Annotated in this window: 26 protein-coding genes and 1 tRNA gene; 12 read left to right on the forward strand and 15 right to left on the reverse strand. The window is 74.0% G+C overall.

Features of this window, described 5'->3' with window-relative positions; all coding sequences use genetic code 11:
- Positions 1 to 42: 42 nt before the first annotated feature.
- The 6 genes from ACPC54_RS31680 to ACPC54_RS31705 all read right to left on the reverse strand — a co-directional run bounded on the left by ACPC54_RS31680 (position 43) and on the right by ACPC54_RS31705 (position 9,440).
- Positions 43 to 1,398 carry a vWA domain-containing protein gene (locus ACPC54_RS31680; protein ID WP_498969769.1) on the reverse strand — a complete coding sequence of 452 codons (1,356 nt, stop codon included), beginning with the start codon at positions 1,396 to 1,398 and terminating at the stop codon, positions 43 to 45.
- A 90-nt stretch (positions 1,399 to 1,488) separates the two neighbouring features.
- Positions 1,489 to 2,778 (reverse strand): protein phosphatase 2C domain-containing protein, encoded by a 1,290-nt coding sequence (locus ACPC54_RS31685; RefSeq protein WP_498969770.1) that lies wholly within the window; start codon positions 2,776 to 2,778, stop codon positions 1,489 to 1,491.
- 3 nt (positions 2,779 to 2,781) lie between these two features.
- Positions 2,782 to 5,391 (reverse strand): serine/threonine-protein kinase, encoded by a 2,610-nt coding sequence (locus ACPC54_RS31690; protein ID WP_498969772.1) that lies wholly within the window; start codon positions 5,389 to 5,391, stop codon positions 2,782 to 2,784.
- A gap of 5 nt (positions 5,392 to 5,396) precedes the next feature.
- The gene (locus ACPC54_RS31695; RefSeq protein WP_498969774.1) at positions 5,397 to 6,764 is read right to left on the reverse strand and encodes a hypothetical protein; all 1,368 of its coding nucleotides are present in this window, start codon (positions 6,762 to 6,764) and stop codon (positions 5,397 to 5,399) included.
- A 215-nt stretch (positions 6,765 to 6,979) separates the two neighbouring features.
- Positions 6,980 to 7,969 carry a glutamate ABC transporter substrate-binding protein gene (locus ACPC54_RS31700; protein ID WP_498969776.1) on the reverse strand — a complete coding sequence of 330 codons (990 nt, stop codon included), beginning with the start codon at positions 7,967 to 7,969 and terminating at the stop codon, positions 6,980 to 6,982.
- A 16-nt stretch (positions 7,970 to 7,985) separates the two neighbouring features.
- Complete coding sequence (locus ACPC54_RS31705) at positions 7,986 to 9,440, reverse strand: GlnX family signal transduction membrane protein (protein ID WP_498969777.1); 1,455 nt, start codon at positions 9,438 to 9,440, stop codon at positions 7,986 to 7,988.
- A 320-nt stretch (positions 9,441 to 9,760) separates the two neighbouring features.
- On the opposite strand from ACPC54_RS31705, the gene ACPC54_RS31710 reads away from it, so the two are divergent.
- Positions 9,761 to 10,336: a nucleosidase gene (locus ACPC54_RS31710; protein WP_498969779.1), complete on the forward strand. Its 576-nt coding sequence runs from the start codon at positions 9,761 to 9,763 to the stop codon at positions 10,334 to 10,336.
- Between the two features lie 99 nt (positions 10,337 to 10,435).
- Here ACPC54_RS31710 and sigJ read toward each other — a convergent pair whose 3' ends face one another.
- On the reverse strand, positions 10,436 to 11,350 hold the full coding sequence (sigJ, locus tag ACPC54_RS31715) for an RNA polymerase sigma factor SigJ (protein ID WP_498969780.1): 915 nt from the start codon (positions 11,348 to 11,350) through the stop codon (positions 10,436 to 10,438).
- 116 nt (positions 11,351 to 11,466) lie between these two features.
- On the opposite strand from sigJ, the gene ACPC54_RS31720 reads away from it, so the two are divergent.
- From ACPC54_RS31720 to ACPC54_RS31735, 4 genes are all read left to right on the forward strand, one after another.
- Entirely contained in the window at positions 11,467 to 12,267 is an 801-nt protein-coding gene (locus tag ACPC54_RS31720) for an SDR family oxidoreductase (protein ID WP_498969781.1), read from the forward strand.
- Between the two features lie 121 nt (positions 12,268 to 12,388).
- Positions 12,389 to 13,786: an SMI1/KNR4 family protein gene (locus ACPC54_RS31725; RefSeq protein WP_498969783.1), complete on the forward strand. Its 1,398-nt coding sequence runs from the start codon at positions 12,389 to 12,391 to the stop codon at positions 13,784 to 13,786.
- Positions 13,787 to 13,807: 21 nt separating this feature from the next.
- Positions 13,808 to 14,332, forward strand: a complete 525-nt coding sequence (locus ACPC54_RS31730; RefSeq protein WP_498969784.1) for a hypothetical protein — start codon at positions 13,808 to 13,810, stop codon at positions 14,330 to 14,332.
- A gap of 36 nt (positions 14,333 to 14,368) precedes the next feature.
- Positions 14,369 to 14,626 carry a hypothetical protein gene (locus tag ACPC54_RS31735; RefSeq protein ID WP_498969786.1) on the forward strand — a complete coding sequence of 86 codons (258 nt, stop codon included), beginning with the start codon at positions 14,369 to 14,371 and terminating at the stop codon, positions 14,624 to 14,626.
- A gap of 161 nt (positions 14,627 to 14,787) precedes the next feature.
- Here ACPC54_RS31735 and ACPC54_RS31740 read toward each other — a convergent pair whose 3' ends face one another.
- The 5 genes from ACPC54_RS31740 to ACPC54_RS31760 all read right to left on the reverse strand — a co-directional run bounded on the left by ACPC54_RS31740 (position 14,788) and on the right by ACPC54_RS31760 (position 18,388).
- The gene (locus ACPC54_RS31740) at positions 14,788 to 15,186 is read right to left on the reverse strand and encodes a hypothetical protein (RefSeq protein WP_498969787.1); all 399 of its coding nucleotides are present in this window, start codon (positions 15,184 to 15,186) and stop codon (positions 14,788 to 14,790) included.
- Entirely contained in the window at positions 15,183 to 15,629 is a 447-nt protein-coding gene (locus ACPC54_RS31745) for a hypothetical protein (RefSeq protein WP_498969789.1), read from the reverse strand. The genes ACPC54_RS31740 and ACPC54_RS31745 overlap by 4 nt, the downstream gene beginning before the upstream one ends.
- A 6-nt stretch (positions 15,630 to 15,635) precedes the next feature.
- Positions 15,636 to 17,198, reverse strand: coding sequence for a peptidoglycan-binding protein (locus tag ACPC54_RS31750; RefSeq protein WP_498969791.1), 1,563 nt, complete (start codon positions 17,196 to 17,198; stop codon positions 15,636 to 15,638).
- A 55-nt stretch (positions 17,199 to 17,253) separates the two neighbouring features.
- Entirely contained in the window at positions 17,254 to 17,589 is a 336-nt protein-coding gene (locus tag ACPC54_RS31755) for a hypothetical protein (RefSeq protein ID WP_498969793.1), read from the reverse strand.
- A 280-nt stretch (positions 17,590 to 17,869) separates the two neighbouring features.
- Positions 17,870 to 18,388 carry a hypothetical protein gene (locus ACPC54_RS31760; RefSeq protein WP_498969795.1) on the reverse strand — a complete coding sequence of 173 codons (519 nt, stop codon included), beginning with the start codon at positions 18,386 to 18,388 and terminating at the stop codon, positions 17,870 to 17,872.
- Positions 18,389 to 18,541: 153 nt separating this feature from the next.
- Between ACPC54_RS31760 and ACPC54_RS31765 the strand changes: the two genes are divergently transcribed.
- The 5 genes from ACPC54_RS31765 (at position 18,542) to ACPC54_RS31785 (ending at position 22,960) form a co-directional block, all read left to right on the forward strand.
- Complete coding sequence (locus tag ACPC54_RS31765; RefSeq protein WP_498969796.1) at positions 18,542 to 19,327, forward strand: maleylpyruvate isomerase family mycothiol-dependent enzyme; 786 nt, start codon at positions 18,542 to 18,544, stop codon at positions 19,325 to 19,327.
- Positions 19,328 to 19,379: 52 nt separating this feature from the next.
- Complete coding sequence (locus ACPC54_RS31770; RefSeq protein ID WP_498969798.1) at positions 19,380 to 19,760, forward strand: Mpo1-like protein; 381 nt, start codon at positions 19,380 to 19,382, stop codon at positions 19,758 to 19,760.
- Positions 19,761 to 19,841: 81 nt separating this feature from the next.
- The gene (locus tag ACPC54_RS31775) at positions 19,842 to 20,564 is read left to right on the forward strand and encodes a hypothetical protein (RefSeq protein WP_498969800.1); all 723 of its coding nucleotides are present in this window, start codon (positions 19,842 to 19,844) and stop codon (positions 20,562 to 20,564) included.
- Between the two features lie 194 nt (positions 20,565 to 20,758).
- Positions 20,759 to 21,406 (forward strand): hypothetical protein, encoded by a 648-nt coding sequence (locus tag ACPC54_RS31780; RefSeq protein WP_498969801.1) that lies wholly within the window; start codon positions 20,759 to 20,761, stop codon positions 21,404 to 21,406.
- 279 nt (positions 21,407 to 21,685) lie between these two features.
- Positions 21,686 to 22,960: a hypothetical protein gene (locus ACPC54_RS31785; RefSeq protein ID WP_498969803.1), complete on the forward strand. Its 1,275-nt coding sequence runs from the start codon at positions 21,686 to 21,688 to the stop codon at positions 22,958 to 22,960.
- 62 nt (positions 22,961 to 23,022) lie between these two features.
- Here the strand turns inward: ACPC54_RS31785 and ACPC54_RS31790 are convergent, their stop codons facing one another.
- Complete coding sequence (locus ACPC54_RS31790; RefSeq protein ID WP_498969805.1) at positions 23,023 to 23,850, reverse strand: oxidoreductase; 828 nt, start codon at positions 23,848 to 23,850, stop codon at positions 23,023 to 23,025.
- A 97-nt stretch (positions 23,851 to 23,947) separates the two neighbouring features.
- On the opposite strand from ACPC54_RS31790, the gene ACPC54_RS31795 reads away from it, so the two are divergent.
- Positions 23,948 to 24,382 carry a MerR family transcriptional regulator gene (locus ACPC54_RS31795; protein ID WP_498969806.1) on the forward strand — a complete coding sequence of 145 codons (435 nt, stop codon included), beginning with the start codon at positions 23,948 to 23,950 and terminating at the stop codon, positions 24,380 to 24,382.
- A 162-nt stretch (positions 24,383 to 24,544) separates the two neighbouring features.
- Here the strand turns inward: ACPC54_RS31795 and ACPC54_RS31800 are convergent, their stop codons facing one another.
- Both ACPC54_RS31800 and ACPC54_RS31805 read right to left on the reverse strand, forming a co-directional pair.
- Positions 24,545 to 24,919 carry a peptidoglycan-binding domain-containing protein gene (locus tag ACPC54_RS31800; RefSeq protein ID WP_498969808.1) on the reverse strand — a complete coding sequence of 125 codons (375 nt, stop codon included), beginning with the start codon at positions 24,917 to 24,919 and terminating at the stop codon, positions 24,545 to 24,547.
- 67 nt (positions 24,920 to 24,986) lie between these two features.
- Positions 24,987 to 25,355 (reverse strand): peptidoglycan-binding domain-containing protein, encoded by a 369-nt coding sequence (locus tag ACPC54_RS31805; RefSeq protein WP_498969809.1) that lies wholly within the window; start codon positions 25,353 to 25,355, stop codon positions 24,987 to 24,989.
- 280 nt (positions 25,356 to 25,635) lie between these two features.
- Here ACPC54_RS31805 and ACPC54_RS31810 point away from each other — a divergent pair.
- Positions 25,636 to 25,719 (forward strand) — tRNA-Leu (locus ACPC54_RS31810).
- Positions 25,720 to 25,821: the final 102 nt, after the last annotated feature.

The following is a 25,821-nucleotide window of genomic DNA, read 5'->3' on the forward strand; positions in this document are numbered from 1 at the left end:
CGGCGTCGCGCCGGGCCGCCGGCCCGGCCACGTCTTCAGCGGTCACTTCTTCACACGCACCGTCTTGGTCGACCGGGTCTCAAGGGTCATCGAGTCGGCCTCGCTCACGTTCTTACGGAACCGAACCGTACCCTCCTTGGCGTCGACGACGTCGACCACCTTCTGGAGCAGCTTGTAGGTGCCCTCGTTCCCGGTCTCGTGCGCGATCCGGACGGCGGCGCCCAGCTTGGCCGTCGCGGTGTCCACGTCCCCGGCCCGGTGGGCCTCCAGGCCCTCCTGGATGGAGGAGGCGAGCACGGCCTGCCCGGTGTAGTGGGCGACCTGCGGGCTGATCCGGGTGGAGGCGGCCAGGTCGTCCGTCCAGACGGCCTTGACCAGGCCCTGGGAGAGCACCTCGGGGGTGCCGCCGCCGACCTGCGGGGGCAGCACCAGGCTGATCCGGGCGGCGAGCATCTCGTTGCCGATCGAGGCGGCCGGGACCTCCACACAGACGTGGTAGTCGCGGCTCTCGTCGCCCCAGGAGCCGGTGGGGTAGTCGCCGGCCCGGGGCCCGGCCTCGGTGCGGCGGGCGGTCAGGTCCTCGACCGCGGGGGCGACCTGCTTGACGAACTTGACGGTGGCGTTGGCCGGGGTCCAGATCCGCAGTGCGACGTCGGCGACCTGCTTGCCCATCGCGCCGGCCATCATCGAGCGGAAGTCCTCGGCCAGTCCGGAGGGTTCGGCGACGATGTCGGTGGTGCCGAGCAGCGCGGAGGAGATCTTGCGGAGCTCGTCGATCCGCCAGTCGGTGCCGACGCCGCGGCAGTCGGCGGTGAAGTGGCCGGTGACCCGCTCGACGGTGCGGGCCAGGTCCTCGGCCGACTCGTGCTCGTTGTTGCCGTCGGTGAGCAGGATGGCGTGCCGGATGGCGATCTCGCGGCGGGTCAGGAAGAGCTGGTCGGCCTTGGTCAGCCAGGTGCCCATGGCGGTGCCGCCGGCGGCGGTGAGCCGGCGCAGCGACTCCTTGGCCTGCTCGCGGGTGGCGGCGGAGGCGATCGCCAGGCTGCCGTCGCCGGGGTAGATGTCGCGGGCCTCGTGGGTGCCGGCGACGACGGCGAAGGCGGTGCCGTCGCGCACCGCGTCGATGGCGGCGGCGGTGGCCTCGCGGGCGCCGTTGATCTTGGTCTTGGGGTAGTCCATCGAACCGGAGCAGTCGACCAGGATCACCACGGCCGCGGCGGCGTCGGTGCCCGGCGGCGTGGCGTCGAAGCGGCCGAGCGGGCGGCCGCCGGAGGTGCCGCCGCCGGTGGAGGTGACGGTGACGATGGCGTTGACCTCGCGGGCGCCTTCGGCGAGGCACTCGTTCTGGAAGATCTCCACGTCGAACTTGGGCAGGTTCGGCTTCGCCAGTGTGGCCATGGGGCGGTCGGCTCCCGTCGGATGCGTGGTGGGTGTGATCGGGTCGGTGGGGCGGTCCGCCGGGTGGCGGTCCGCCGGGCCGGGGCGCGCTCAGGCGGTCGGCGGGTGCGGGGGCCGGGGCGGTACGGGCGGCGCGGCCGGCGCGGGCGGTGCCGGGGGCAGCGGGGCGGCGGGGGAGCCGATCACCGGGAGGTCCGGGAGGGTCGGCTCGTAGTCCTCGTCGTCCTCGGCCGGCGCGGTCGGCGAACCGGCGGGCCGGGCCGGCGCGGCGGGCGCGGCCGGGCGGCTGATGATCGGCAGGTCCAGCGCGGTGGGCGTCTGCTCGACGTCCTCGACCGGCGGCGGGTCGATCGGCAGCACGGCGACGGTGATGTTGTCGTGGCCGCCGGCGGCGACCGCGAACTTGACCAGGGTCTGCGCCGCCGCGAGCGGTTCGGCGCGGGCGTCGGGCCGGACGAAGTAGGCCAGGTCGGTGGCCGCCTCGGCGTAGTTCCACAGGCCGTCGGTGCAGATCAGCAGCACTCCGGGCACGTGCGGGGTGAAGTCGAGGGTGTGCGGGACGACCTCGTCGGCGTCGGCGCCGAGCCAGCCGGTGATGGCGTGGGCGCGCGGGTCGGCGTAGGCCTCGGCCTCGGCCATCAGCCCGGCCTCGACCATCCGGGCCGCCCAGGAGTCGTCCTGGGTGAGCCGGAACGGCTCGGCGGCGCGGTCGTCCGGGATCCAGTACGCCCGGGTGTCGCCGACCCAGCCGATGGTGACCCGGCCGCCGGCGGCGATCGCGCTGACGTAGGTGCAGGCGGGGGCGTTGACCTCGGGCCGGCTGGGCGAGCCGTCGGCGGCGAGGTCGGCGACGGCCTTGGCGGCGTCGGCGATGGCCTGGCGCATCGCGTCCTCGTGGTCGCGGCCGGCCTCCAGGGAGGTGAGCAGCGATTCGGAGGCGGCGTCGACGGCGGTCTCGGAGGCCTCGTCGGGGCGGTCGGAGGAGGAGACGCCGTCGCAGACCACGGCGACCACGACCGGCTCGCCGCCGGGCAGCGAGGTGGCGGCGACGGTGAAGGAGTCCTCGTTGCGGTGGTGGCGCACGCCGCGGTCGCTGACCCCGGCGACGCCGGCGAGCGCCTTCTCCATGTGGTCGCGCGGGCGCGGCTGGGCGCCCCCGCAGGCCTCGCAGTAGCCGTCCGGGGCGACGCTCGGCTGCCCGCAGTGCACGCAGACCGGCCCGCGCTGGGCGGGGACGGCCTCGGCGTGGGCGGCGGCCCAGCTGGCGGGCATCGCGCCCGGCGCGGAGCCGCCGTCCCGGGCGGCGCCGCAGCGGTTGCAGAAGGCGTCGTCCGGGTCCATCGACTCGGCACAGCTCGGGCACTCGGTCTGCTGCGGCATCGGTTACACCCACGTCCTGGGGCGGGCGCGGTTGGCCCGTTCCACCATCTCGATCCTGGTCTCGGCCCGGTCGGCCAACCGGGCGAGTACCCGGTAGGACTGTTCCAGGGCGAAGCGCAGTTCCCGGTCCTCGGCGGGCCGCCCGAGCACGACCGTGGCGGCGGCCTCCCGCCGACGGTTCTCGGGGGTGGCGCCGACCCAGTCGAGGGCGGCGCTCAGCACCTCGACGGACAGCTCCTCGCGGAGCCGGTCGTCCAGACGAAGGGCCGCCAGCTGGGCGGAGCCGGCGGTGAGGTCGGCGGCCAGGTCCTCGGTGGCCGGGCGTTCGCGCAGGCGGGCGCGGACGGCGGCGATCCGGGCGGCGGTGTACTGGCTGGAAGTGGCCGGGACGGACTCCAGCACCCGGACGGCGGCGGGCCGGTCGTCCTCGGCGAGGCGGACCCGGGCGAGGCCGAAGGCGGCGCTCAGGTAGGCCGGGTCGGTGGTCCACACGAGCCGGTAGAACTCGGCCGCGTCGCCGCCGTCGCCGAGCAGTTCGGCGCAGATGGCCAGGGCGAGCTTGGTCGCGGCCTCGCCGGGGAAGGCGTCGTAGACGGCGTCGAAGGCCTCGGCGGCGGCCCGCAGGGCGGTCTCGTCAACTCGCCCGCCCGCCTGCGCGTGCTCCTGGCCCTCGGCCCGGGGCGCGCCCCCGCCCGCGCCGCCGGCCGCCGCCTCGACCAGGGAGGCCAGGCCGCGGTACCAGACCACCCGCCAGTCGTCCGAGTACTCCTCCTCCAGCTTGGCGAGCTCGGCCAGGGCCGTGCCGTGGCTGCCGAGTTCGAGCAGGGCGCGCAGTTCACGCAGCCGGCTCTCGACCGAGGGGACGGGGGCCCCGGCGAGGGCGGCGAGGGCCTCCTCGGGGTCGGTGGCGAGCAGGGTGGCGAGGAAGCCGGCGTTCGGGTCGGTCGGGTCGACCCGGGGGACGGGCAGCGCGAGGGCGGCGGCGGCCGGGTCGAGCGGGGCCAGCCGGAGCTGCCCGGGCTGCTCGGTGGGAAGCACCAACTCGGTGTCGACGACGCGCAGTTCGGGCCCGAAGAGGGTGGAGAGCGCGGGTCTGGCCTTGCCGTCCTGGAGTGCCAGGACCTCGCGCAGCACGCCGGTGAGCTGGTCGGCCATCTCCTCGGCGGAGGCGAACCGGCGGGCCGGGTCGGGGTCGGTGGCGCGGACCAGGAAGCGGTAGTACGACTCGTACCGGGCGAAGACCTCGACGTCCTCCGGGCCGGGCAGCGAGTCGCGGTAGGTGGTGCTGTAGCCCTGGAAGTCGAAGGTGAGCACCGCGAGGGTGCGGGCCACGGTGTAGAGGTCGGAGGCGGGGGAGGGGCCGTCGGTGGCGATCTCCGGGGCCTGGTAGCCGATGGTGCCGTAGATCGGGCCGTCGTCGTCGAGGCGGCGGACGGCGCCCATGTCGATGATCTTGAGCGTGTCGCCGCTCTGGATCGCGTTGTCGATCTTGAAGTCGCAGTAGACCAGGCCGCGGCCGTGCAGGTAGCCGAGCGCGGGCAGCGCCTCCAGCGCGTACGCGATGGCCTGCTCGACCGGCAGCGGCTCGCGCCGCCCGTCCGGGGTGCGGCGCTCGTTGGCGATGTCCTTGAGCGACTTGCCGCCGACGTACTCCATGACGATGTAGCCGTCGATGGAGCCGGTGCGCAGGTCCGGGTGCTCGGCGAAGTTGATGATCCGGACGATGCTCGGGTGGTCGACCTCGGCCAGGAAGCGCCGCTCGGCGACGGCCGCGGCCAGCGCGTCCTCGTCCCCGGTGTCGAGCAGGCCCTTGAGGACCACCCACTTGTCGTTGACCCTGCGGTCCACCGCCAGGTAGATCCAGCCCAGGCCGCCGTGCGCGAGGCAGCCGACCACCTCGTACTGGCCGCCGACCAGGTCGCCGCGGCGCAGCTTGGGGGTGAAGGAGTACGGCGTGCCGCACTTGGTGCAGAAGCCGTCCGGGCGGCCCGGCCGTCCGTTCTTCTCCCGGCCCACCGGGGTCTCGCACTTGGAGCAGAACCGCTTGCGCTCGGGCACCTCGGGGTTGGCGAGCACCGCCTGCGCCGGGTCGGCCGTCGCCACGGTCGGGACGGTGACCAGGCCCGCGCCCAGCGGGTTGCGGGTGCCCGCGGTGCCGCTGCCCCGGGTGGAGCGCACCGAGACCGACCGGCTGCTGCCGGTGCGGGTCGAGCGGTGCGAGCGGGAGCGGCCGGACATGGAGCGGGCGGAGCCGGTGCGGGAGGACATCGAGCGGACCGAGCCGCTGCGGCCGGAGTCCGGGGCGACCCGGGCGGAGGGCACGTACGGCTGGGTGCTGCCGGTGACCGGGCCGGTGGTGGTGCCGGTACCGGTGCCGGGCGCGGTCAGGCCGCACTCGTCGCAGTAGCCGTCCGTGTCGATGCTGCCCGAGCAGTCCCGGGGGCAGGGCGAACCGGGCCCGGCGGCGGTCGGCGGAGGTGTCTGCCCGGCGGCGGCGCCGGCCGAACCGCCGGGCGCGGCGCCCGCGGGAGCCAGCCCGCACTCGTCGCAGTAGCCGTCCGCGTCGATCATGCCGTTGCCGGAGCACTCCGGCCGTACGCACGTCCCGCCCATCAACCTCAGCCCCCCTGAACCTGTCCGTCGACCGGCGCCTGGCCGGCCGCGTCGTGTGACGTCTCCTGTGCGGCCTCGGCCTGGGCCGGGCGCAGCGACTGCTGGAAGCGGGCCACCGCGGCGGCCGCCGCCCGCAGGTCGCACGGCGCGCTCCACAGCAGCCAGCGCGCCTTCTCGTACCGTTCGAGCACTTCCGGGTCCTCGGAGACCCGCAGCCGGGCCGCCATCGCCTTGTACGCGTCCAGCCGGCCGCGCAGCTCGGCCCGGACGGCCAGCGGCTGGGTCACCTCGGTGAGCGACTGCCGGGCCCGGGCCAGCTCCTTGGCGGCGGCGTCCTCCAGGGCCTCCAGCAGCGGCGCGAGCCGGCCCCACTGGCCGCCCTGGCGCAGGTCCAGCGCGGTCACGATCCGCTCGCGCAGGGCCGAGGCCGGGCCGGGCACGGCCGGGACGTCGCTGGCGGCTATCTTCGCCAGCACCTCGCCGCGGGCCCGCCGGGCCTCGGCCAGGGTGGCGTCGGCCCGCTGCAGCAGGTCGCCGACGCCCTGCAGCCGCTCCTCGGCGTCGTCGCGCAGCCGCAGCACGTCCTCCAGCTCGAGCCGGATGCCGTCCAGTGCCCGCCCGGCGCGGTCGAAGCGCTCGGTGTCCACCACCCCTGAGGGGGTGGCGAAGGCGGTGCCCTCCGGCACGGTGCCGCGCTGGGCGGGCACCCGGGCCGGGCGCCACAGCGCCAGCGGGTCCTCGCGCACCTCGGTGCGCAGCCCGGTGAGGTCGGCGGCCAGGGCCGTCAGGTCGTCGCCGAGCGGGTGGCTGCCGGCCAGCACGCCGAGCGAGACGGCCAGGGTCCGCACCCGCTGGAGCTCGGCGAGCAGCAGGTCGATCCGGGCGGGCAGGGCCGACCAGACGGCGTCGGCGGCGCTGACCACCTCCAGGACGGTGGCGTACCAGGAGTTCATCCGGGCCATCAGCGCGTCCAGGCTGATCCGCTCGACCAGCCTGGCGGGTGCGCCGAGCAGCTGCGGGCCGTCCGGCAGAGCGCCGCCCGGGACGGTCACCGCGTCGCCGGTCAACAGTTCGCTCAGCTCGGCGAGTTCGCCCGCGCCGGGCTTGGCCTTGCGGGCCCGGACGGCGCGCGCGGAGGCCAGCGCCTCCGAGTAGCGGTCGAACAGCGCCCACAGCAGCGGCAGGCCCTTCCCGGCGACGGACCAGCGCTCCAGCGTCCGCCCGGACAGCTCGGCGCCGTCCAGCAGCCGCAGGCCCGGGTGGTCCTGCAGCGCGAGCAGCGCCGACTCGACCGCGTCGCGCTCCGCGCCGAGGCGGGCGAGCGCGCGGTCCACCTCCTCCCGGCTCAGTACCGGGCCAGCCGATGCCGCCACCGCGGTGTCCTTCCTTCTTCCTCGCGTGCGATCCGCCCGCCGACGTGCCCGATGGCGGGTGACCCCACGACAACCCCCGTGTTCACCACCGGGTCTCCCCGTGGTGATCGTCCCGAACCCTAGCCGGTGGCCGTTCCGGTGGCGCGGGCGCGGGGCGTCAAGAGCGCGTCAACGCGCCGCTGACGTGCTGCCGGCGCGCCCGCCGGCCGGGCCGGTCAGTGCGGGGCGGGCCAGTAGTGGTCGGCGTCGTTGAGCATGTACGGCTTGAGCCAGCGGTCGTAGCTGCGCCCCCACTCGCCGCTCGCGTGGTAGTCGGACAGCACCTGGTTGACCCGGGCGGTCAGGTCGGGGCTGCTCTGGAGCATGGCGACGCCGATCACCTCCGGCTGGACGTCGCCGTCCACGATCCGCACGGTCTGGTCCTGCGCCGCCTGGCCGGCCGCCAGGCCGTTGTCGGTCATGGTGGCGTCGACCTTGCCGAGCTGCATCAGGACCAGGCAGTCCAACTGGTTCTCCACGACCGTCAGGTGGGCGTTGGCGTCCTTCTTGACGCCGCCCTTCTTCGGGTCGAAGACGTCGGCGGCCGTCGAACCCTTGGCGACGCAGACGTTCCGGCCGCCGATCGCGTCGTCGAGGTTCTTCGCCGGGGAGGTCTTCGGGACCAGCACCCGCTGGGTGATGCTGAAGTACGGCTTGGAGAAGGCGACCTGCTTCATCCGGTCGCAGTTGATCGTCATGGTGCGCACGATCAGGTCGACCCGGCCCTTCTGGACGGCGTCGACGCGGTCGGCGGTGGCCACCGGCTTGAGCACGACCTTGTCCGGGTCGCCGATGATGGCGGTGCCGATCGCCCTGGCCAGGTCGATGTCGAAGCCCTCGATCTGACCGGTGTTCGGGTTGCGGGCGCCCCAGCGGAAGCTGTTCTGGTCGACCCCGATCACCAGTTGGCGCTTGGCCTTGATGAGCTTCACGGCCGGGCCGTCCGCCGTGGTCGGCGGCACGCTGGAGTAGACGTCGCAGGTGTCGGACTGCTCCTGGCTCTGCTGGACGGCCTGCGGCGCGGTCTGCGGCGCGCCGGTCGCGGCGGTCGGCGCGGCGCCGGAGGGCCCGCCCCCGCCGAGCACGGTCGCGCAGGCCGCCAGCACGGCCAGCGCCGCGGCGGTCCTGGTCGGTACGGTCCTGGTCGGTACGGTCCTGGTTCCCATCTGTCCCATCCCCCTGTTACCGGTACTCGGCCAGTCGGCGGCCCAGGCCGCGCAGCGCGGTGGCCGCGGCCAGCAGGCCGAGCACGGCGGCGGCGCCGGCGGCGAGCCGGAGATCCCGGCCGGTGCCCTCGGCGGCCGAGTCGAACTGCTGCTGCTCGGCGTCGGCGGCCTTCGCCAGCGCCTGGTCGGTGAGGGCGAAGGCGGCGTCGGCGGTGCCGGTGGGGTCGGTGGCCGACACGGTGGCGTTCAGCGCGCCCTGGTAGTCGGCGTTGTCCCGCTCCATGGCCAGCGCCCCGTCGTGCCGCCGGCGCCAGGTGTCGTAGTCCTCGGCCGCGTCCTGGAGCGGCCCCGAGGAGACGGCCGGGCCGATCCGGAAGGCCTCCGGGAGCGAGCCGGTGCGGGTGGCGAGCGGGGCGTCCGGGGTGTTCGGGCCGGCCAGGTGCTTGGTGGCGTCCTCCCACTGCTGGGCGTACTTGCCGGTCGAGCCGCGCGCGACGTAGTGCAGGTTCTCCGCCAGCCGGGCCGTCAGCACGTCCACCCGGGCCGAGTTGAGCGCCCGCAGCGGGGTGGCGCCGTCGTGGTCGCTGCGTTCGAGCGCCGAACTGGTGGTCAGGCCGGTGACGGCGAGCCAGAGCGTGCCCGCCAGCACGGCGGCCGTGGCGGCCAGCAGGCCGATGTTGAACACCCGGTTGGTGCGCCGGCACAGCAGCACCTGCACCCAGACCAGCGCCGCCAGGGTGAGCAGCGCCAGGCCGTACGCCGCCCACGGCACCGACTTGGCGTCGGCGTAGTCCTGCGCCAACTCCCGGTCCTCGGTGTCGCGCAGTTCGGCGGCGGTCGGCAGCAGGACGGTCTGCATCTGCTCGGAGGCGTACCGCAGGTAGGCGCCGCCGAGCGGGATGCCCTGCCGGTTGTCGGCCCGGGCCGACTCCACCAGGCCCGCGTAGACGGGCAGTTGCTGGTTCAGCCGGGACAGCGAGCCCTGCGCGGGGGAGGTGGAGGTGGTCCGGGCGGCGGCCTCGGAGACCAGTCGGGCGGCCGTCGAGAGGTCCTGCTCGTAGCGCTTGCGGACGGCGTCCGGCTCGGAGCCGGCGAGCAGGAAGCCGCTCGCCGCGGTGGTGGCGGCGTCGGCCAGGCTGCGGTGGATCTCGGCCGCGTCCCGGCTCAGCGGCTGGCTGTAGGAGACCACCCGGTCGGCGGCCTGCGCCCGGGTCTCCAACTGCCAGGCGGTGAGCGTGCCGAAGGCGACCGCGAGCACCGTGAGCAGCACGCCGGCCAGCCGCAGCCGGCCGGGGGCGGTGCTGGTGCTGCGCGCCAGGCGGGCCATCAGGTCGGCGGCCGCGGTGCCTGGGCGGGCGCGCTGCGCGGGGACGCCGGGGCCCGCGGGCGGTGCCGCCGGTGCCGTGGGCGGGCTGCTCGGCCGTGCCGGGACCGCGGCGCCCGCTGGGCCCGTGCCTACTGGTGTCGCCACCCGCCTCATCCTCCCCTGGTGCCGGTCCCGTCCTGCGGGGCCCTGCCGTTGCCAGCAGTATGGCCGTGACTCCCCCCGGCCACACCCGACTTGCGTGGATCTTGAGCATGTCGTGCACGGTTCGCGCGCCGTGTTCGTGCTCGGTTCTTCGTGCGGCGATCGGTCCGACGCGGGCTGCACCCTACGCGGTTCCCCGAACGTTGCGGAGCGGCGGGGTCCGGTTGTGCGGGTGGACGCCGGGCGGTGGGCGGCGGATGGCGGGCGGACGACCGGTTCGCGTGCTCCCGGGCGCCGGGGCCCCCGCTCCGTACCATGACCCCATGCGCCTGCTTGGAACGATCACCCCCGACCGCCCGCTGCTCGTCGTCGCCGTCCGCGAGGAGGCGGCCCACCTCGACGAGCGACTGCCCGTCCTGCTCACCGGGATAGGGAAGGTCAACGCCGCCGCCTCGCTGGCCACCGTGCTCGCCGGCGGCGAGCAGCCCTCCGAGGTGATCAACCTCGGTACGGCGGGCGCGCTGCGCCCCGGCTGGGAGGGCACCCACCACGTCGTCCAGGTGATCCAGCACGACATCGACACCCCGGCGCTGTACGCGCTCACCGGCCGCCACTACGGCGCCCCGCTGGTGGTCGGCAAGGGCGACGGGCCGGTGCTCGCCACCGGGGACCTGTTCGTCTCCGACGGCGCCGCCCGCGAGCGCCTGGCCGAGCACGCCGACCTGGTCGACATGGAGGGCTACGCCGTCGCCACCGTCGCCCACCGGGCCGGGCTGCCGGTGCGGCTGGTCAAGCACGTCAGCGACGCGGCGGGGGAGGGCGCCGGGCACACCTGGCGCGAGTCGGTGGACGACTGCGCCCGGCACCTGGCGGACTGGGTGAAGGCGCAGGGCTGGTGACGGGTCGCCGGACGCGGCCGGAGGGCGCGGTCGGGCGCTGAGCGCGGGGAACGGGAAGGGCGGCCGGGGGCTCCGGCCGCCCTTCCCGTCACCGGTGGGTCAGTCGCGGAACGCCGAGAGGTCGAACGCCGCCAGCCGCTCCGGGTCGGCGATCACGTCGATCGCCACGATCGCGTCGTCCACGACGGTGAACGCCATGATCGACAGCGCCCGGCCGTTGGCGCCGATGACCACCGCGCCGGCCGTGCCGTTGACCAGCGCCGGGCGGGCGAACGGCGCCAGCGTGCCCCACATGGCGGCCTGGCCCGCCACCGTGGCCGCGCCGGTGAGCACCAGCGTGTGCCGGGCGAGCCGCGCGCCGCCGTCCGAGCGCAGCACCACGTCCGGGTCGAGGACGGCGACCAGCGCGTCCAGGTCGCCGCTGCGGGAGGCGGCGAAGAACGCGTCCACGGCGACCCGCTGGCGGCCCAGGTCCGGGTCCGGCGCCGGCGCCTGGCCCTGCACCTTGCGGCGGGCCCGGCTGGCCAGCTGGCGGGTCGCGGCCGCGGTCTTCTCGATCAGCGGGGCGATCTCCTCGAACGGCACCGCGAACATGTCGTGCAGCACGAAGGCCACCCGCTCGGCCGGCGACAGCGACTCCATCACCACCATCAGCGCCAGGCCGACCGAGTCCGCGAGCAGCACCTCCTGCTCCGGGTCGACCACGCCCTCGCGCCGCAGCAGCGGATCCGGGATGCGCTCCGGGCCGGCCCCGGTCTCCAACGGCTCCTCGCGGCGCTGGGCGCGGTCGCGCAGCAGGTTGAGGCAGACCCGGGAGACCACGGTGGTCAGCCAGCCGCCCGGGTTCGCCACCTCGGCGGTGTCGGTGCGGTCGTACCGCAGCCAGGCGTCCTGGACGGCGTCCTCGGCCTCGCTGATCGAGCCGAGCATCCGGTACGCGACGGCGCGCAGGTGCGGGCGGTGCTCCTCGAAGAGCGCGGTCCGCGAGAACTCCTCGGAAGATTTCTCGTCCACGTGTCACATTCCTTCGTCGCCTCGGGTCAGAGCAGCAGGAGCCACCCAACAACGGCTGCGGCGCGGAGATCAACTCCCTCGATCGACTCGCCGCCCGGGACGAATCGGAGACGATCATGACGAACACGGCGAACACGGCGGGCGTTCCGGTGCTGGTCACCGGCGGCACCGGCAAGCTCGGCCGGCACGTCCTCCCGCTGCTGCGCGCCGCCGGGCTGCCCGTGCGGGTGCTCAGCCGGCAGGAGCGGGCGGGCGGGGACGGCGTGGCGTACGTGCGCGGCGACCTGCTCGGCGACGCGGCGCAGGCCGCGGCGGACCTGGACGCGGCGCTCGCCGGCGTCCACACCGTGCTGCACCTGGCCGGCGGCCCGAAGGGCGACGACGTCGCCACCCGGCGGCTGGTCGACGCGGCCCGGCGGGCCGGGGCGCGGCACCTGGTGTACATCTCGGTGATCGGCGCGGACGCCGTGCCGCTCGGCTACTTCCGGGCCAAGCACGCCGCCGAGCGGGCCGTCGCCGAATCGGGCCTGCCGTACACCGTGCTGCGCGCCGCCCAGTTCCACGACCTGGCGCTCACTCTCGTCGAGAAGATGGCGAAGCTGCCGCTCGTCCCGGCCCCCGGCGGGATCCGCTGGCAGCCCGTGGACGTGCGCGAGGTCGCGGCCCGGCTGGTCGAGCTGGCGCTCGCCGAGCCGGCCGGCGCGGTGCCCGACCTGGCCGGTCCGGAGGTGTACGAGATGCGCGAGCTGACGCACAGCTACCTCGCCGCGTGCGGCCGCACCCGGCGGCAGCTGCCCGTCCGGGTGCCGGGCAAGGTCGGCCGCGCGTACCGGGCGGGGACGAACCTCGCCCCGGCCGACGCCGAGCACGGGCGGCGCACCTGGGAGGAGTTCCTCGCGGAGCGGCTGGCGGCGTGAGCGGTGTGAGCGGTGTGAGCGGTGTGAGCGGCGTGAGCGGGGCGAGGGTCGTGGACGGACTGTCGGTGGCGGTGGCGACAATGGCCACCGTCACGATCACCGCCCTTGCCGGAGGCCCCCGTTGTCCACGCTGAACGACTTCACCACCTGGGAGCCGCTGCTCCGGCTGCTGCGGGCGGCGCACGCGGACCGCCTCGCGGCGCCGGGGGGTCGGGTGTCGGGCGCGATCGGGGAGCACTGGTCGAGCGTGCCGATGACGTACCGAATCCCGGCGGCCGGGGCGGGCGGGCCGGCGTCGGACCACCGGGCGGAGCAGGACGCGGTCGAACACGTCCGGGCCGCGCTCGCCGAGGACGGCGACTGCGTCGCGTTCACCGCCGGGATACGGCCGGACGGGAAGGTGGTGCTGCACCTGTTCGACTACGACGTCGCCGTCGCTCCCGGCATCGGCAACGCCCACCCGGGCGCGATGGCCCTGGTCGCCGACGCGGTCCCCGCGCCGTGGCGCCGCCTGCCCGATCCGGTGCCCGACGCGCGGCCGGCCCCGTCCGTGGACCTGGCGCTGCTGGAACGGACCTTGCGGGAACGGCTGCCCGACGAGGCCGGTGCCACCGAGGAGGAGATCGCCGCCGCCGAGGCCCGGTTGGGGGTGGCGCTGCCGGAGGAGCTGAAGGTGCTCTACCGGGTGACGAGCGCGAGCTGGTTCGACGACCCGGAGGGCGGGCACGACTTCGCGGAGCTCTTCGCGGCCTCGGAGCGCGTCGGCGACGTGCTCGGTTTCGAACTGAGCTCCCTGAACTCCCTCTCCACCGAGAACCGCGCACGCTCGTCGTTCCGGTGGGAGCACGCGGCGACGCAGGCGTGCGTCACCGCGCCCGACGCCGCCGTGCAGGACCTGGTCTGGTCACCGGGCTGGATCGTCATCGGCGACACCGGCGGCGGGGATCTGGTCGCCGTCGATCTGACCCCCGGCCCGCGTGGCCACCTCGGCCAGCTCATCGTGCTCGGCCACGAGGACAGCGTCGGCGGCGGCCTGTTCGCGGAGTCGCTGACCGAGGCGGTGCTCGGCCCGGAGCGGGACTGGTACTCCGGGCGCGTCGTGGACAAGTCGCCGACGGTGGCCAGGATCTACGGCCACCAGTCGATGAGCGTCGAGGCCGTCGCCCACCCCGACCTGGAGGTGCTGACCCTCGGCGGGAGCCCGGAACCGTTCAGCCTCGCCCCGCTCGTCGGCCTGCCCAGGCTGCGCACCCTGTACGCCGGCCCCGGGATGCTCGCCGATCCCCGGGAGATCGGCCGGCTGACCGGGCTGGAGTTCCTGGAGCTGTCGCCGCAGGACTGGCGCGTCCTGCTCGACGCCGGCGCCGTCCCGCACGGTCTGTCGGCCGCCGCCGTCACGCTGTACGGCAGCGAGGACCCGCGTGAGACCGTCGCCCTGACGAACGAGGTCCTGGCGTTGTGGGGCCGCCCGCGGATCACCGAGAGCGTCGTCGAGGGCGACCTCGGGCCGGTGTCGTAGCGACGGCCTAGGGTGTCCGCCATGTCGCTCATCGATCGCATCCGCGCCAACGACGCCGCCCTCGACTTCCTGCTCTGGCCGGGGGACTTGAACCTCGACCACTACCCGCACGTCGAGGACGTCGTGCTCGCCTCCGGCGAGGCGCTGGAGGAGTTCGCCAAGGACGGCGCGGGCGGCACCTTCTTCCTGTGCGGGGAGGGCGGCGAGGAGCGGCCCGTCCTGTACGCCGACTCCGAGGGCGGCTCGGCGCTGCTGGCGGTCGGTCTGCCGGAGCTGGTCCGGCTGCTGCTGGCCGTGCCGTGGTGGCGGGACTGCTCGGGGCTGACGGAGGCCGAGGCCGCGGAGGCGGCGGCCGAATACCTGGAGGACGAGCCCGACCTGTACGCCGAGCGGGACGCGGCCGCCGCCGCGCTCGGGCTCGAAGTCCCGTCCGTGGCCGAGGCGTTGGCCCGGCTCGGGGAGGTGGCGATCGGGCTGGGCGAGCGGTACGTGCTGCTCAACGCCGAGGAGGGCAACGCGTACGAACCACTGTTCGGCCCCCGGTAGGGCCGCCGGCCGGGGCGGGTCACTACGCTCGGCGGCATGTGGATATTCATCGCCGTCGCGGCGGGTGTGCTGATGCTGATCAACCTCGTCCAGGTGGGCACCGGCCGCCAGTTGGTGCGGCCCTCCGAGAGCCGGCGGACGCCGGTGGAGGTGCGGCAGCAGTCGGCCGCGGCGGCGGTGGAGATGCTGGGCGGGGTCCTGATCGGGCTGGAGGTGTTCCTCGGGGGGCTGGCCGTCATGGTGCTGGGGTTCGTGGCGCTCGTGCTGCTGCGGAAGCGGGCGGCGAACTACTGACCTGCTGCTCGTGGGTGGCCCGAGACTATTGGACGCTCGTTTCAGGCGCAGGTAGTGCACGAGCGTCTGAAACGGGGCTGTGGTGATCCCATCGACCGGACGAACTCGCCACGGTCGTCCGGGACTTCCTCGCCGGCCTGGGACGGCCGGGCGCCGCGCGCTCAGGCCCCGCCCCGGACGGTCCGGCGCAGGCCCAGGACCTCGGCGACCGCCATCAGCCAGCGCGCGAGCAACTGGTCGCCGTCGACGGTGGTGATGGTGGTCGCCGCCGCGGTCAGCCAGGCGCGGGCGAGGCCGGCCGCCTCCGGACCGGGCAGCGGCTCGGGCAGCTCGGCGGCGTAGCGGGTGCCGCCGCTGCGCACCACCTCGGCGAGGAAGGACAGCGAACGGGGCAACACCCCGAGGGCGTCCGCCTCCAGCGCGGCGGCGACCGCGCCCTCCCCGAACAGGGCCGCCCGGTGGTGGCCGCCGAAGGCCAGGCCGTAGCGGAGCAGGGTCGGGACGTCGAGCCGGCGGAGGTCGTCGTCCGTCCGGGGGCGGAAGCGGTCGGAGGTGCTCATCGGACCGTCACGGTGTAGGTGTTGCGCACGAGCCACTCCCAGTCGTCGGACTCAATGCGTTCCGGGGCGTCGCAGAGCCCTCGGAAGCAGTTGAACAGGGTGATGGTGGTGGTGCCGCGGCCTTTGGCCTCGAAGACGTAGAAGGCGGTGCCACCGCCGCCGTTGTACTTCTCGTGTCCCGGTGGGAAATCGGTCACCTGGGCGACCGCGGCCACCACGCCGGTGTCCGGTTTCGGGTCCACGACACTCCAGTCGTCGCCGATCGAGGCGCTGTCCCGGACGGCGATCGAGAAGCGGTCCCCCGGCGCGAGCGTCACCGAGCGTTCCTTCGGGCCGAGGATCCGGCCGCGGTCCGGTTGGTTCGAGGCGGAGGCCGCCAGGCAGGCCGCCAGGGCCGCGAGCAGTGCCACCGCCCGCAGCGATGTTCTCGTCAGGGAGGTCACGGCTGGTCACTTCGGCAGGTGAACGGCGTCGACGGTGGGCGTGCGATGGTCCGCCACGTGGTCCATGTGGCCGTTGGCGAAGTCGGCCTCGCTGATCCAGGTGGTGTAGCCCCAGGGGTTGTAGACCTGCAGCATGTCGCCTTCCTGGCCGACGATCAGTACCTCGTGGCCCTCGCGACCGTGGTCGTTGTGGCCCTCGATCGAGACCGGCACCGGCTTGCCGTCGGCGACCGCCTTCTCGATCTCCGGCAGGATCGCGCGCCGGGCGTTCTCGTCCGACAGGCTTTTGTACTCGTAGGCGGCCCCGGTGTGCGGGCTGACCTCCTTGGCCAGCACGTCCCCGGTGCCGTCCTCTCCCATCCCCTTCTTGTCGCCGTGACCTTCCTGGTGGACGCGGTTCTGCTCGTCCAGCAGGCGCCGTTGGAAGGCGGCCGGGTCGTTCTCCTGGCCGGTCGGGCCACCGGTCAGGTCCAGTGCGTAGAGCGGATCGGCGATCGCCCGGGCCGTGACGGTGGTGGAGGCGACGCAGGTCGGACCGGTCTGTTTCCACAGGGCGTTGCCGTACTTCGCGTCGTACGTGTTCCGGTTGGTGCCCTCCTTGTCCTGCCCGCCGCTGTCCCGGTTGTCGCTCTTCGTGTAGACGGGCGTCAGGTGCGTGCGCAGCCACTCCGGGTCCTTGCCGTGGATCTTGCCGTCGAAGGCGCGGATCTCGTCCAGGTTGTGCCCGGCGGCCAGGGCCTTCATCAGGTAGGCGCGTTCCTGCGGGGTCGAGGAGTCGGCGAGCATCCGGTCGAAGGCGGCGAGGTCGGTGGGGTTCATCCTGTCCATGTACTCGCCGGACCGCTTGAGGTCGTTGGCGGTGAGCAGGTCGTTCAGCTCGGTGGGGCCGTCCGGGCCGGAGGTCTCGGCGAGGACCACCCGGTCCGCGGAGCTGACGCCCTTGGCGCGCAGCTTGCCGGCTCGGGCCTCGTCGGCCAGCTTGTTGAGGTCGCGGGCGGCGGCGCGGGCCGCGTCGTCGGCCTTCGCGGCGGCGGTCAGCATCGCCTCGACGTGCGGGATGGCGGCCTGCTGCGCCTTCTTGCGCTTGGCCTCGTCGTCATCGTCCTCGAACCACTCGTCGAACCAGCCCTCCTTGCCGCCGAGTTGGCTGAGCACCTGCTGGGCGGCGGAGCGGGCGGGGCCGTCCGTGCCCTGGGCGGTGCGCAGCGCGTCGGCGAGGTTGTGCAGGGTCAGCCAGGCCTTGATGAAGGCGGTGCTCTGGCGGTCGATGGCGCGGCCGGTGGCGCCGATGACCTCGGCGGCCTTCGCGCCGGTGGTGCCGGTCCAGACGTTCGGCAGGCCGGTGTCGGCGATCGCGGTGACGTCCCGGTGGAGGTGTTCCGACTCGGTGGCCATGGTCTTGTAGCGGTTGCCGGTGGCCTCGATGACGGTCGGGTCGCCGACCGGCGCGTGGACGGCGAGGGCGTCCTTGATCGCGTCGATGACGTCGTTCTTGGAGTCCGCGTCGCGGAGGTCCTTGAGTGCGGTCTGCAGGGCCTTGCGGCGCTGGGACGTGGACGGCTTCGTCATGGCGGTTCGTCAGCCCCTCGGTCGGTTCCGGCTCCGGGTCGTCGGTACTCGGCGCTCAGCCGAAGGGGCGGTGGTCGCGGCCCGCGGCTGCCTGGTGGAGGTCGGTCGTCGCGGCGTTCTCGGCCTTCCGGTAGTGGCCGGTGGAGTTGCGGACCTTGTCCGCCAGCTCCTTCAGGGCGCTCGCGAGCACGTCGGTCTCGTCGTGCCAGGCGGTGCTGAAGTTCCGGTACGCCGGGTCGGTGTCCTCGCCGCCGAAGACGTTGTCGCCGTAGCAGACGGGGTCGACGGTGGACAGGTGGAGCTTGCCCTGGTCGCTGGCGGCCTTGTCGAGCGCCGTGGCCTGCTTCTCGGCTCCGCCGGCCTCGACGGTGTAGCCCGAACCCTCCGCCATGGTGCCCCCACCCCCGGGTGTGTCCGCCGTGCCGCCCGCTCTGGCGGCTTCGTGCACTCTACGGACCGGTTCGCGGCCGGAGGATCGGAAAGCGCCTTCTGTTACCGAGCCATGACGCATCGTCGGCTCCGGGCGGAGCGGGGTGGCGGCCCTCAGCGCCGCCACCCCGTTGGCTTCTCGGCACCCGGGCGGTGGGGTGTTGAGCCAAACCCCACGTTGGAGTGAAGTCGGGTGCGGAACTCCCGTGCTTTTGGCGGAGGTTCGGTGTCGGCGGGGCCGGTCAGAAGGCGTCGGGCGTCTGGAGGACGAGGTCGGTGACGGCCGTCCAGTGCTCGTCCGGCGCGGTGACGATCAGGTAGCCGGGCTGGCCGGGAACGTGGGGGATCGCCGCGCTGCGACAGTCGTGGGCGTGGTGGATCTCGACGGGCACGGGGGTGCCGTCGAGGTGCACCTCGCCCCGGCTGGTGGTGGTGGCGAGCGGGGCGATCGCGGCGCGGTAGGGGAGGCGGTCGGAGTTGGTCAGGTAGGTGGCGAGCTGGGTCCGCGGGGTGGTGTGGGACTTGACCCGGAAGTGCTCGGGGACGGGCCGGGAGGTCTGGACGATCGCCGTGAACTCGCGGTCCAGGTGGTAGTTGAGGTCGAGGTGGCAGAGGTAGCCGTCGCTGCTCATCCGTCCGAGGAGGAGGAACCAGTCGGGCGGGACGGCGCGGGGGACGGCGATCCGCCCGCCCCACTCGTCGGCGGTCTCCCGGTGGGTGGGGACGTGGAAGTCGCGCGGGCGGCTGGTGCTGCGGAACAACGGATTCCCCTCAACGGTCGGATGGTGGCGGGTTGTTGGCAGATTATCCGGCGCCGGGCGATGGCGGGGAAAGGACGCGTCGGCGGTGGACGGCTGCCGGGCGGCCGGGAAATTCGCTTTCCGGCCGCCGGAGCGCGGTGATAGACAACCCCAGTGCTGAACACCCTTGAACTCCCTGACCTGCTGCGACTCATCGACGAGCGGTCGACGGCCTTCCGGGCCGCGATCGCCGCCGCGCCCGACCTCGACGTGCAGGTGCCGACCTGCCCCGAGTGGACGCTGGCCGACCTGGCGCGGCACCTGGGCTCGGGGCGCCCGTTCTGGGCCGCCATCGTCGCGGCCGGCCCGGCCGACGCTCCGCCCGCCGAGGCCGTGGCGGCGCGCACGGAGGCGCAGGCGCCGCAGGATCGGGAGGCGCTGCTGGCCTGGCTGGCCGCGTCGACGCAGGAGCTGCTGGACACCCTGCGGGTGGCCGGCCCGGACGCCGAGTGCTGGACGTGGTGGGGCGCCTCGCAGTCGCCGCGGACCAGCGGGGCGGTCGCCCGGCACCAGCTCCAGGAGATCTCGGTGCACACCTACGACGCCCAGCTCGCCGTGGGCGCCGCGCAGCCGCTGCCGGCGGAGGTGGCGCTGGACGGCGTCGAGGACTTCCTGTCCACCTGCTGCGCGTGGTCGGGCAACTGGCCGCACGAGCCGGCCGTCGTCGAGTACCACGCCACCGAGGGTCGCTCCTGGCGTTTCACGGTCGAGGCGGACGGCGCCCGGGTCGCCCGGATCGCCGAGGGCGACGAGGCCGGGGCCCCGGCCGACGCCTCCGCCCGGGGTACGGCCGCTGAACTGGTCCTGTGGTTCTACGGCCGCCTCCCGGTGGACGCGTTGGAGCTCGACGGCGACCGGGGCGTCTTCGACCGGCTGTTCGCCTGGGACCCGACCGCGTAGCCGTTCCCACCGTGCCCTGGGCGGGGCGCCGTCCTGGCGCTACCGTCCTGGCATGGTGGAGAGCGGACCATTCGCGTCCTTCGAGGAGTTCTGGCCCTACTACGTCGCGATGCACTCCAGGGCCGCCACCAGGTGGGTGCACCTGGCGGGCACCCTGAGCGGGCTCGCGGTGGGCGCCTACGGCCTGGCGCGCGGCCGGACGCGGTACCTGGCCGCCCTTCCGCTGATCGGCTACGGCACGGCCTGGCCGGCGCACTTCCTCATCGAGGGGAACAACCCGGCGACCTTCGGGCACCCGGGCTGGTCCCTGCGCGGGGACGCGCGGATGATCGGCATGATGCTCGCCGGCCGCGATGCCGAACTGGGCGCGATCGCCCGCGAGTGGCTCGCGGACCAACGGCTCGCGAAACACGGCGGATCCGCCGATGGCTGACGGCCCGTGCGGCTCCGGGACGGCCTGGCCACCGGCTATATCGGTGGAGCCGGCGGGCGGCGCCGGGAGAGGATCACCCGCGTGGACGAGGACGCGGTGGCGGGCGACGACGCCCGCGCGTGGGGCGAGCGGTTGGGCTGGGCGTTCGGGCTGGTCGCGGACGATCCGGCCGAGCGGGCGGCCGCGCTCGCCCGGCTGGCGCGGGCCCGGCGGGACGTCGAGGGCGCATTCGCCCGCTACAACGAGGCGTGGCGGCTGACGCTGGGCCTGGACTGGGCGCAGCGGTACGGGCACCCGGACCTCCTGGCGGCGAACCGGCTCATCCGTCGGTCCTGGTCGTTCGCGCTGCCCGACGCCCTGTGGGACCGGCGCGAGGCCGGGGACCTGGGCGCCTGGCCGGGGATGCCCTACGCCCTGCTCTACCTGGAGTGGGAGGCCCGGTTCCCGGTGGAGTGGACGCGGCACGCGAAGGCCTGGGGAACGAAGGAAACCCTCCTGCGCGACCTCTCCCGCGCCCGCCTGGACGGGCCGAGCCGGGCGAAGCTCACCGACCTGGTGGAGGTCGTGGTCGGCCGCCCGTACCGCTGCAAGGACCGCGAGTACGTGCGGATCGCCCGCGCCGTCGACAGCCCCGACCTGCGGGCCCGGCTCGCCCGCGCGGCCGAGTCGTCCGACCCCTGGGCCCGCCGCCACGCCGGCTACGTCCTCCTGCTCCTCGACCGCCCCGACCTGCCCAACACCCGCCACGTCTGGCAATCCTGGGCCGACGCCGACCCCTCCCCGGCCCCGACCCGGGTGCCGTGAGGCGGCGCCGACTCCTCCCGTCAAGGGCGGGATTGCGGGCATCCGGGGGGTGGTTCCGGACAAGATGGTGACGTGTCCATGCTGTGAACAATTCGGCCGCACCGGCTCCGGCTAGGGTCACGGCAGCTCCACAATCCGGCGCCGTACGGTCGTCGTGCGGTGCCGCACGGACCTGCCGATGGGACGGGTGTGACGTGATCAGAAGACATCACCGACTGCTGGACCGTTCGTCGTGGGCGGCCCTCCGGGGCCGGCTCGCCGCCGTGGCGGGGGTGGTCGCGCTGGTGGCGGCCGTCCTCACCGGCACCGCCGCCGGGACGGCGAGCGCCGCGCCCGCTGCCTCCTCCGCTTCCTCCGCTTCCTCCGCTTCCTCCGCCCCTTCCGCCCGGCTGGCCGGCGCCGGCTGGATCTGCCGGGGGGTGCCCGTTCCGCCCGGCTACGTCATCACCGTGTATGACGCCGGCCACTGCAACGGGGCCGGCGGCTCCTACGTGCAGCCCGCGCAGGACCCGCTGTGGATCTGCGCCAGCTCGCCGATCCCGGCCGGCTACGTGCTCACCGACCACAACCCCAGCAGCAGCCCCTGTCTCGGCGACGCCTGGCTCATGCGGCTGGTCACCGACGGGATCTGGACCTGCGCGGGCTCGCCGATCCCGACCGGGTACGTGATGACCGGTCACTACCGCACCGGCTGCCGCGGCATCGGATCCTGGTTCCAGCAGCTGGCCGCGCCGGGACTGTCGATCTGCCCCGGCAACCCGGTCCCGGCCGGGTACCGCCTGGGTGCCTACAACAGCGCGGGCTGCTCGGGCCTGGGCTCCTGGGTCCTGCTGCGCAGCTGACCCGGGCCGCGGGCGCCGCCCCGGCCCGCCCGTCACGGCGGGTGCGGTGCGGGGCGGCGACCGGCGGTGGCCCACCCCCCGGCGGCATCGGCACCTCGGCCGCGCGGATGGCCGGCGCGCTCGGGTCCCGGTGGGTCGGGTCCCGGTAGGTCGGGTCCCGGTAGGTCGGTGACGGGCAGCGGTGTCGGGTGACGCCCATGATCATCTAACCTTCCTCCCACGGTCGGCTCGTGGCCGGGCGCGGTACGACGATGGGGGAAGTTCATGGGAGACGGCTCGATGTGGCGCACCATCAGGCGGCGGCTGCTGCCGCCGGTCGCGGTGACGGCCCTGATGCTTCCGCTGGTCGTCGGCTGCGACAGCTCGTCCTCGCAGGCCGGCTCGGACGTGGGCGCGGCGGCGCCCGCGCAGAACGCGGCGCAGAAGCCGCCGAGCGATGCCGCCGCAGCCCCCGCGACCTTCCGCGACCGGGACCTGGTGATCAGCGCGGGCTGCACCGTGCCCGCGTCCCGGCCGGCCAAGGTGTGGGTGGAGGCCTTCGAGCCCGGCAGCTGGAAGAAGGTGACCGAGGTCGAGTTCACCGTTCCGGCGACGGCGGTGGTCGGCGCCCGCTCCGGCGACAAGCTCAGCGCGCTGCAGGAACTGTGCGCGGGCAACTTCCCCAGCCCCGGCGGCGGCACCGACAACCCCTTGGACAACGCCTCCGGGCCCCGGATCCGCCAGCTCTTCGACCACGACTTCAGCCGCCTCGCGCTGGTCACCACCGATGACAGGACGGGCGCGAGCCACGTCGGTTACGTCGACCTCAAGGGCACCTTCACTGACCTCACCGGTGCCGGTGCGGGCTTCACCAGCACGCCCAAGGAGAAGGACGCGCTCTTCGCCCCGGACGGCGGGAGCGTCTGGTTCACCTACCGGGATCCGAACGGCCAGGACCACATCGCCAGTCGCGAGCTCGCCGGCGACCACAAGCTCACCGAGCAGTGGAGCGGGGCGCCCGCCGCCTTCGGCGACCTCGCCCTGACGCTCGGGGGCAACCCCCTGCACGGCGTGACCGGCGGACACGTGCGCTTCAGCCCGGACGGGAAGCGCGCGGTCGGGTACGTGGACGGGGAGGGCCAGCACGTCGTGACGGTGACGTCCAGCGGGCTGCTGAAGAGGGACGGGAACACCGGCAGGATCAAGGACTACGACTGCCGGGTGTCCGGGTGGATCGACGGCCACACGCTGCTCTGCGCCCCGGCCGCGGTCGTGGGTCCGAAGCCGCCGTACCAGAACAACCTGTGGTCCCTCGACATCGACCGGATGAACCCGACCGACAACAGCAACTCCAAGGACGGCGTCGGCCCCGTCCTGCTCCCGGCGACCGACCGGGAGAACATCCCCCAGGCCATCTCGGCGGACGGGAAGAAGCTGCTGTTCCGATCCCTCCAGGGCAAGCAGGAGACCGCGTTCGTCACCGGCCTCACCCCCGGCACCCAGCCCGAGCAGGTCACCCCGCAGGACGCGGCCACCGCTCTGGGCTACAACGACGTCGTCCTGGAGTGGCGCTAGCCGTGGGTGCGGGCACCGGAAGTCGGCGTGGTCGACTTCCGGTGCCCGCCGGTGGTGGGCCGTCAGTGGGCGGTGGAGAGCGCGACGTGGCGCCACTGGTCGAGTTCGCGCCGGACCAGGGCGAGCTTCGCCTCGATGCGTTCCACTGCGTCCGCGCCCAACTGCAGCCGCAGCGGCGGCTCGGCGGTCTCCGTGAGGTCGACGATCGCCTTGGCGGCCTTCACCGGGTCGCCCGGCTGGCGCCCGTCGTAGTGCGCCATCGCCTCGCGCACCGGCCCCGTGCCCTCGGCGTAGTCGGCGATGGTGGCCGGCGCGGTGTGCAGGCTGGAGCCGTTCAGGAAGTCCGTGCGGTGGCCGCCCGGCTCGACGATCGTCACCCGGACCCCGAGCGGGGCCAGTTCGCCGTGCAACGCCTCGGAGATGCCTTCGAGGGCGAACTTCGACGCGCCGTAGAGGCCCACCGCCGGAGCGGTGGCGAACCCGGCCACCGAGCTGATGTTCAGCACGTGCCCGGACCCCTGGGCGCGCAGCGTCGGCAGGGTCGCCCGCAGCGTGTTGAGCGCGCCGAACACGTTGACGTCGAACAGCGCGCGGACGGCCTCGTCCGAGGTCTCCTCGACCGTGCCGAGCAGCCCGTACCCGGCGTTGTTGGCGACGACGTCGATCCGGCCGAACCTGGCCAGCCCCGCCGCCACGGCGGCCGCCAGCCGGGCGGGCTCGGTGACGTCGGCCTCGACGGCGAGGAGGCCGTCCGGCCGCTGCGGGTACGCCTTGAGCACGGCCGACGCGTCCCGCGCCGTGGCGATCACGCTGTGGCCCCGCTCCAGCGCCTCGCGGGTGATCTCCGCACCGAGCCCGCGCGATGCCCCCGTGACGAACCAAACGCCCATGTTTCTCTCCCGTGGTGATCGTTCCGATGGGCGGACGGTTCGACGCTAGGTCCTAGAGTCCTGTCTAGATCAACAGCCGGACGACGGGGGATCGCTGATGGACCTGAGCATCGGTGAGGTGGCGCAGCGCAGCGGGCTGAGCGTGCACGCGCTGCGGTTCTACGAGCGGGAGGGCCTGTTCGCCAACCCGGTGCGCCGCCTGGCCAACGGCCGCCGGGTCTACCACGAGGAGGAACTGGAGTGGCTGGCGATCTGCACCAGGCTGCGCTCCTCCGGGATGTCCCTGGCGACGATCCGGCAGTACATCGAGCTGGCCCGCGCCGGCTCCGGCAACGAGCACGAGCGGCTTGAGCTGCTGCGCCGGCACGAGAGCCAGGTGGAGGCGCAGATCCGGGAGTTGCAGGGGGCCCTGGACGTGATGCGGGAGAAGGTGCGGATCTACGAGGAGCACCTGGCCCGGGGCGAGGCCGACCGGCTGTGGAACCCGTCCCACGCGGAGGCCGAGCGGGGCTCGGAACAGCCGGGGCGGTAGGGCAACCGCCGCTCAGGTGTGCCCGGTGGCCCGCCGAGACGCACCATCGGCCCGGGACGGGAGTCCCGGGCCGATGGTGCGGGCAGATCGGACGTGCCGGTGGGCCCGGTCCCCTCGCGGGGCCCGCCGGGGCCGAGGTCCGCGGCTGCCGCGTGCCTGCTGCTACCTGAGCGTGGGCAGGTAGTTGTAGCAGCCGTAGTAGTCCTTGGTCGACTCGATCATGACGTCACCGGTCCGCGGGCCGACGACGCCGTCCGGGTCCAGGTTCGCCCAGTGCTGGATGGCGACGATCGCCCCGGCGGTGTCGGGGCCGAACGCGCCGTCCACGGCGATCGACTTGTAGCCGGTCTGGTAGCGCAGGCTGTTGGAGATCTGCTGCACGCACTTGACGCTGTTGTAGGTGTTGCTGCGGCCGTAGCCGACCCACAGCGAGCCGGAGTTGGGCACGGCCTGGGCGACGCCCGTGGCGCCGACCGTGACGAGTGCGGCGGTGGCGAACAGGAACGCCCCGTGGCGCTTGATGGAACTGGTGCTCAAAACATCCCCCAAAGTGTTCGGGGCGGGGCACCGCGCGGTGCCCCGGCCCGGCATCGCTGACGTGCGTTCAGCAGGCCACGGCGGTCGGGCTGCTGCTGTAGTAGTCGAGCTTGGCCCAGGTCAGCGGACCGACCTCGCCGTCCGGCTGGAGCCCGGTGCACCCCTGGAACTTGTCGACGGCGGCCAGGGTGGCCTGACCGAACACGCCGTCCACGGCGATGTCGGTGTAGCCGGTGCTGTGGTTGATCGAGAGGTTCAGCTCGCACTGGAGGGCTCGTACGGTGTTGCCGGTGGAGCCCGCCTTCAGCAGCGGCTCCCAGATCGTGTACTGGCTGCAGTTCTGTCCGGCGTCGGCGGCGCTCGCGGTGCCGGCGGTGGCGATGCCGCCGCCGAGGATGAGGCCGGCGACGGCCATCGCGCCGAGGATTCTGCGCATGGGAGTTCCCCCGTTCCTTGTGGTGCGCCTCGTCCGCGGCGCACCGTGTGGTGTCGGTGTTGTTCGGTTCCGTTCGAACTGCTCTCGGAACGACAACGAGACTCGCTCGCCGGGGGGCCCGTCGACTATCCGGAAACGGTCCTCGGTGGTGCGCGGAACCGGCTAGCCGCCGGAGCCGGAGGATGCCGCGGGCGGCGCCGGACGCCCTGCTGAACCCGTCCACGTCCCGGTGGTCAGAACCACCCCTCCAGATGGTCTATGCTTAACCCATCACCCAGATGCGCGGGTGGCGGAATAGGCAGACGCGCTGGATTCAGGTTCCAGTGCCCGAAAGGGCGTGGGGGTTCAACTCCCCCCTCGCGCACAGAAGAAGTGGCCGGTCGATCCTCGGATCGACCGGCCACTTCGGGATATTCGGGCAACGTTGGGGCCCGCCCGGGTGGGGGGGGGGCCAACGGGTACCGGC

The sequence above is a fragment of the Kitasatospora sp. NPDC094028 genome (assembly GCF_049543595.1).
Lineage (GTDB): Bacteria > Actinomycetota > Actinomycetes > Streptomycetales > Streptomycetaceae > Kitasatospora.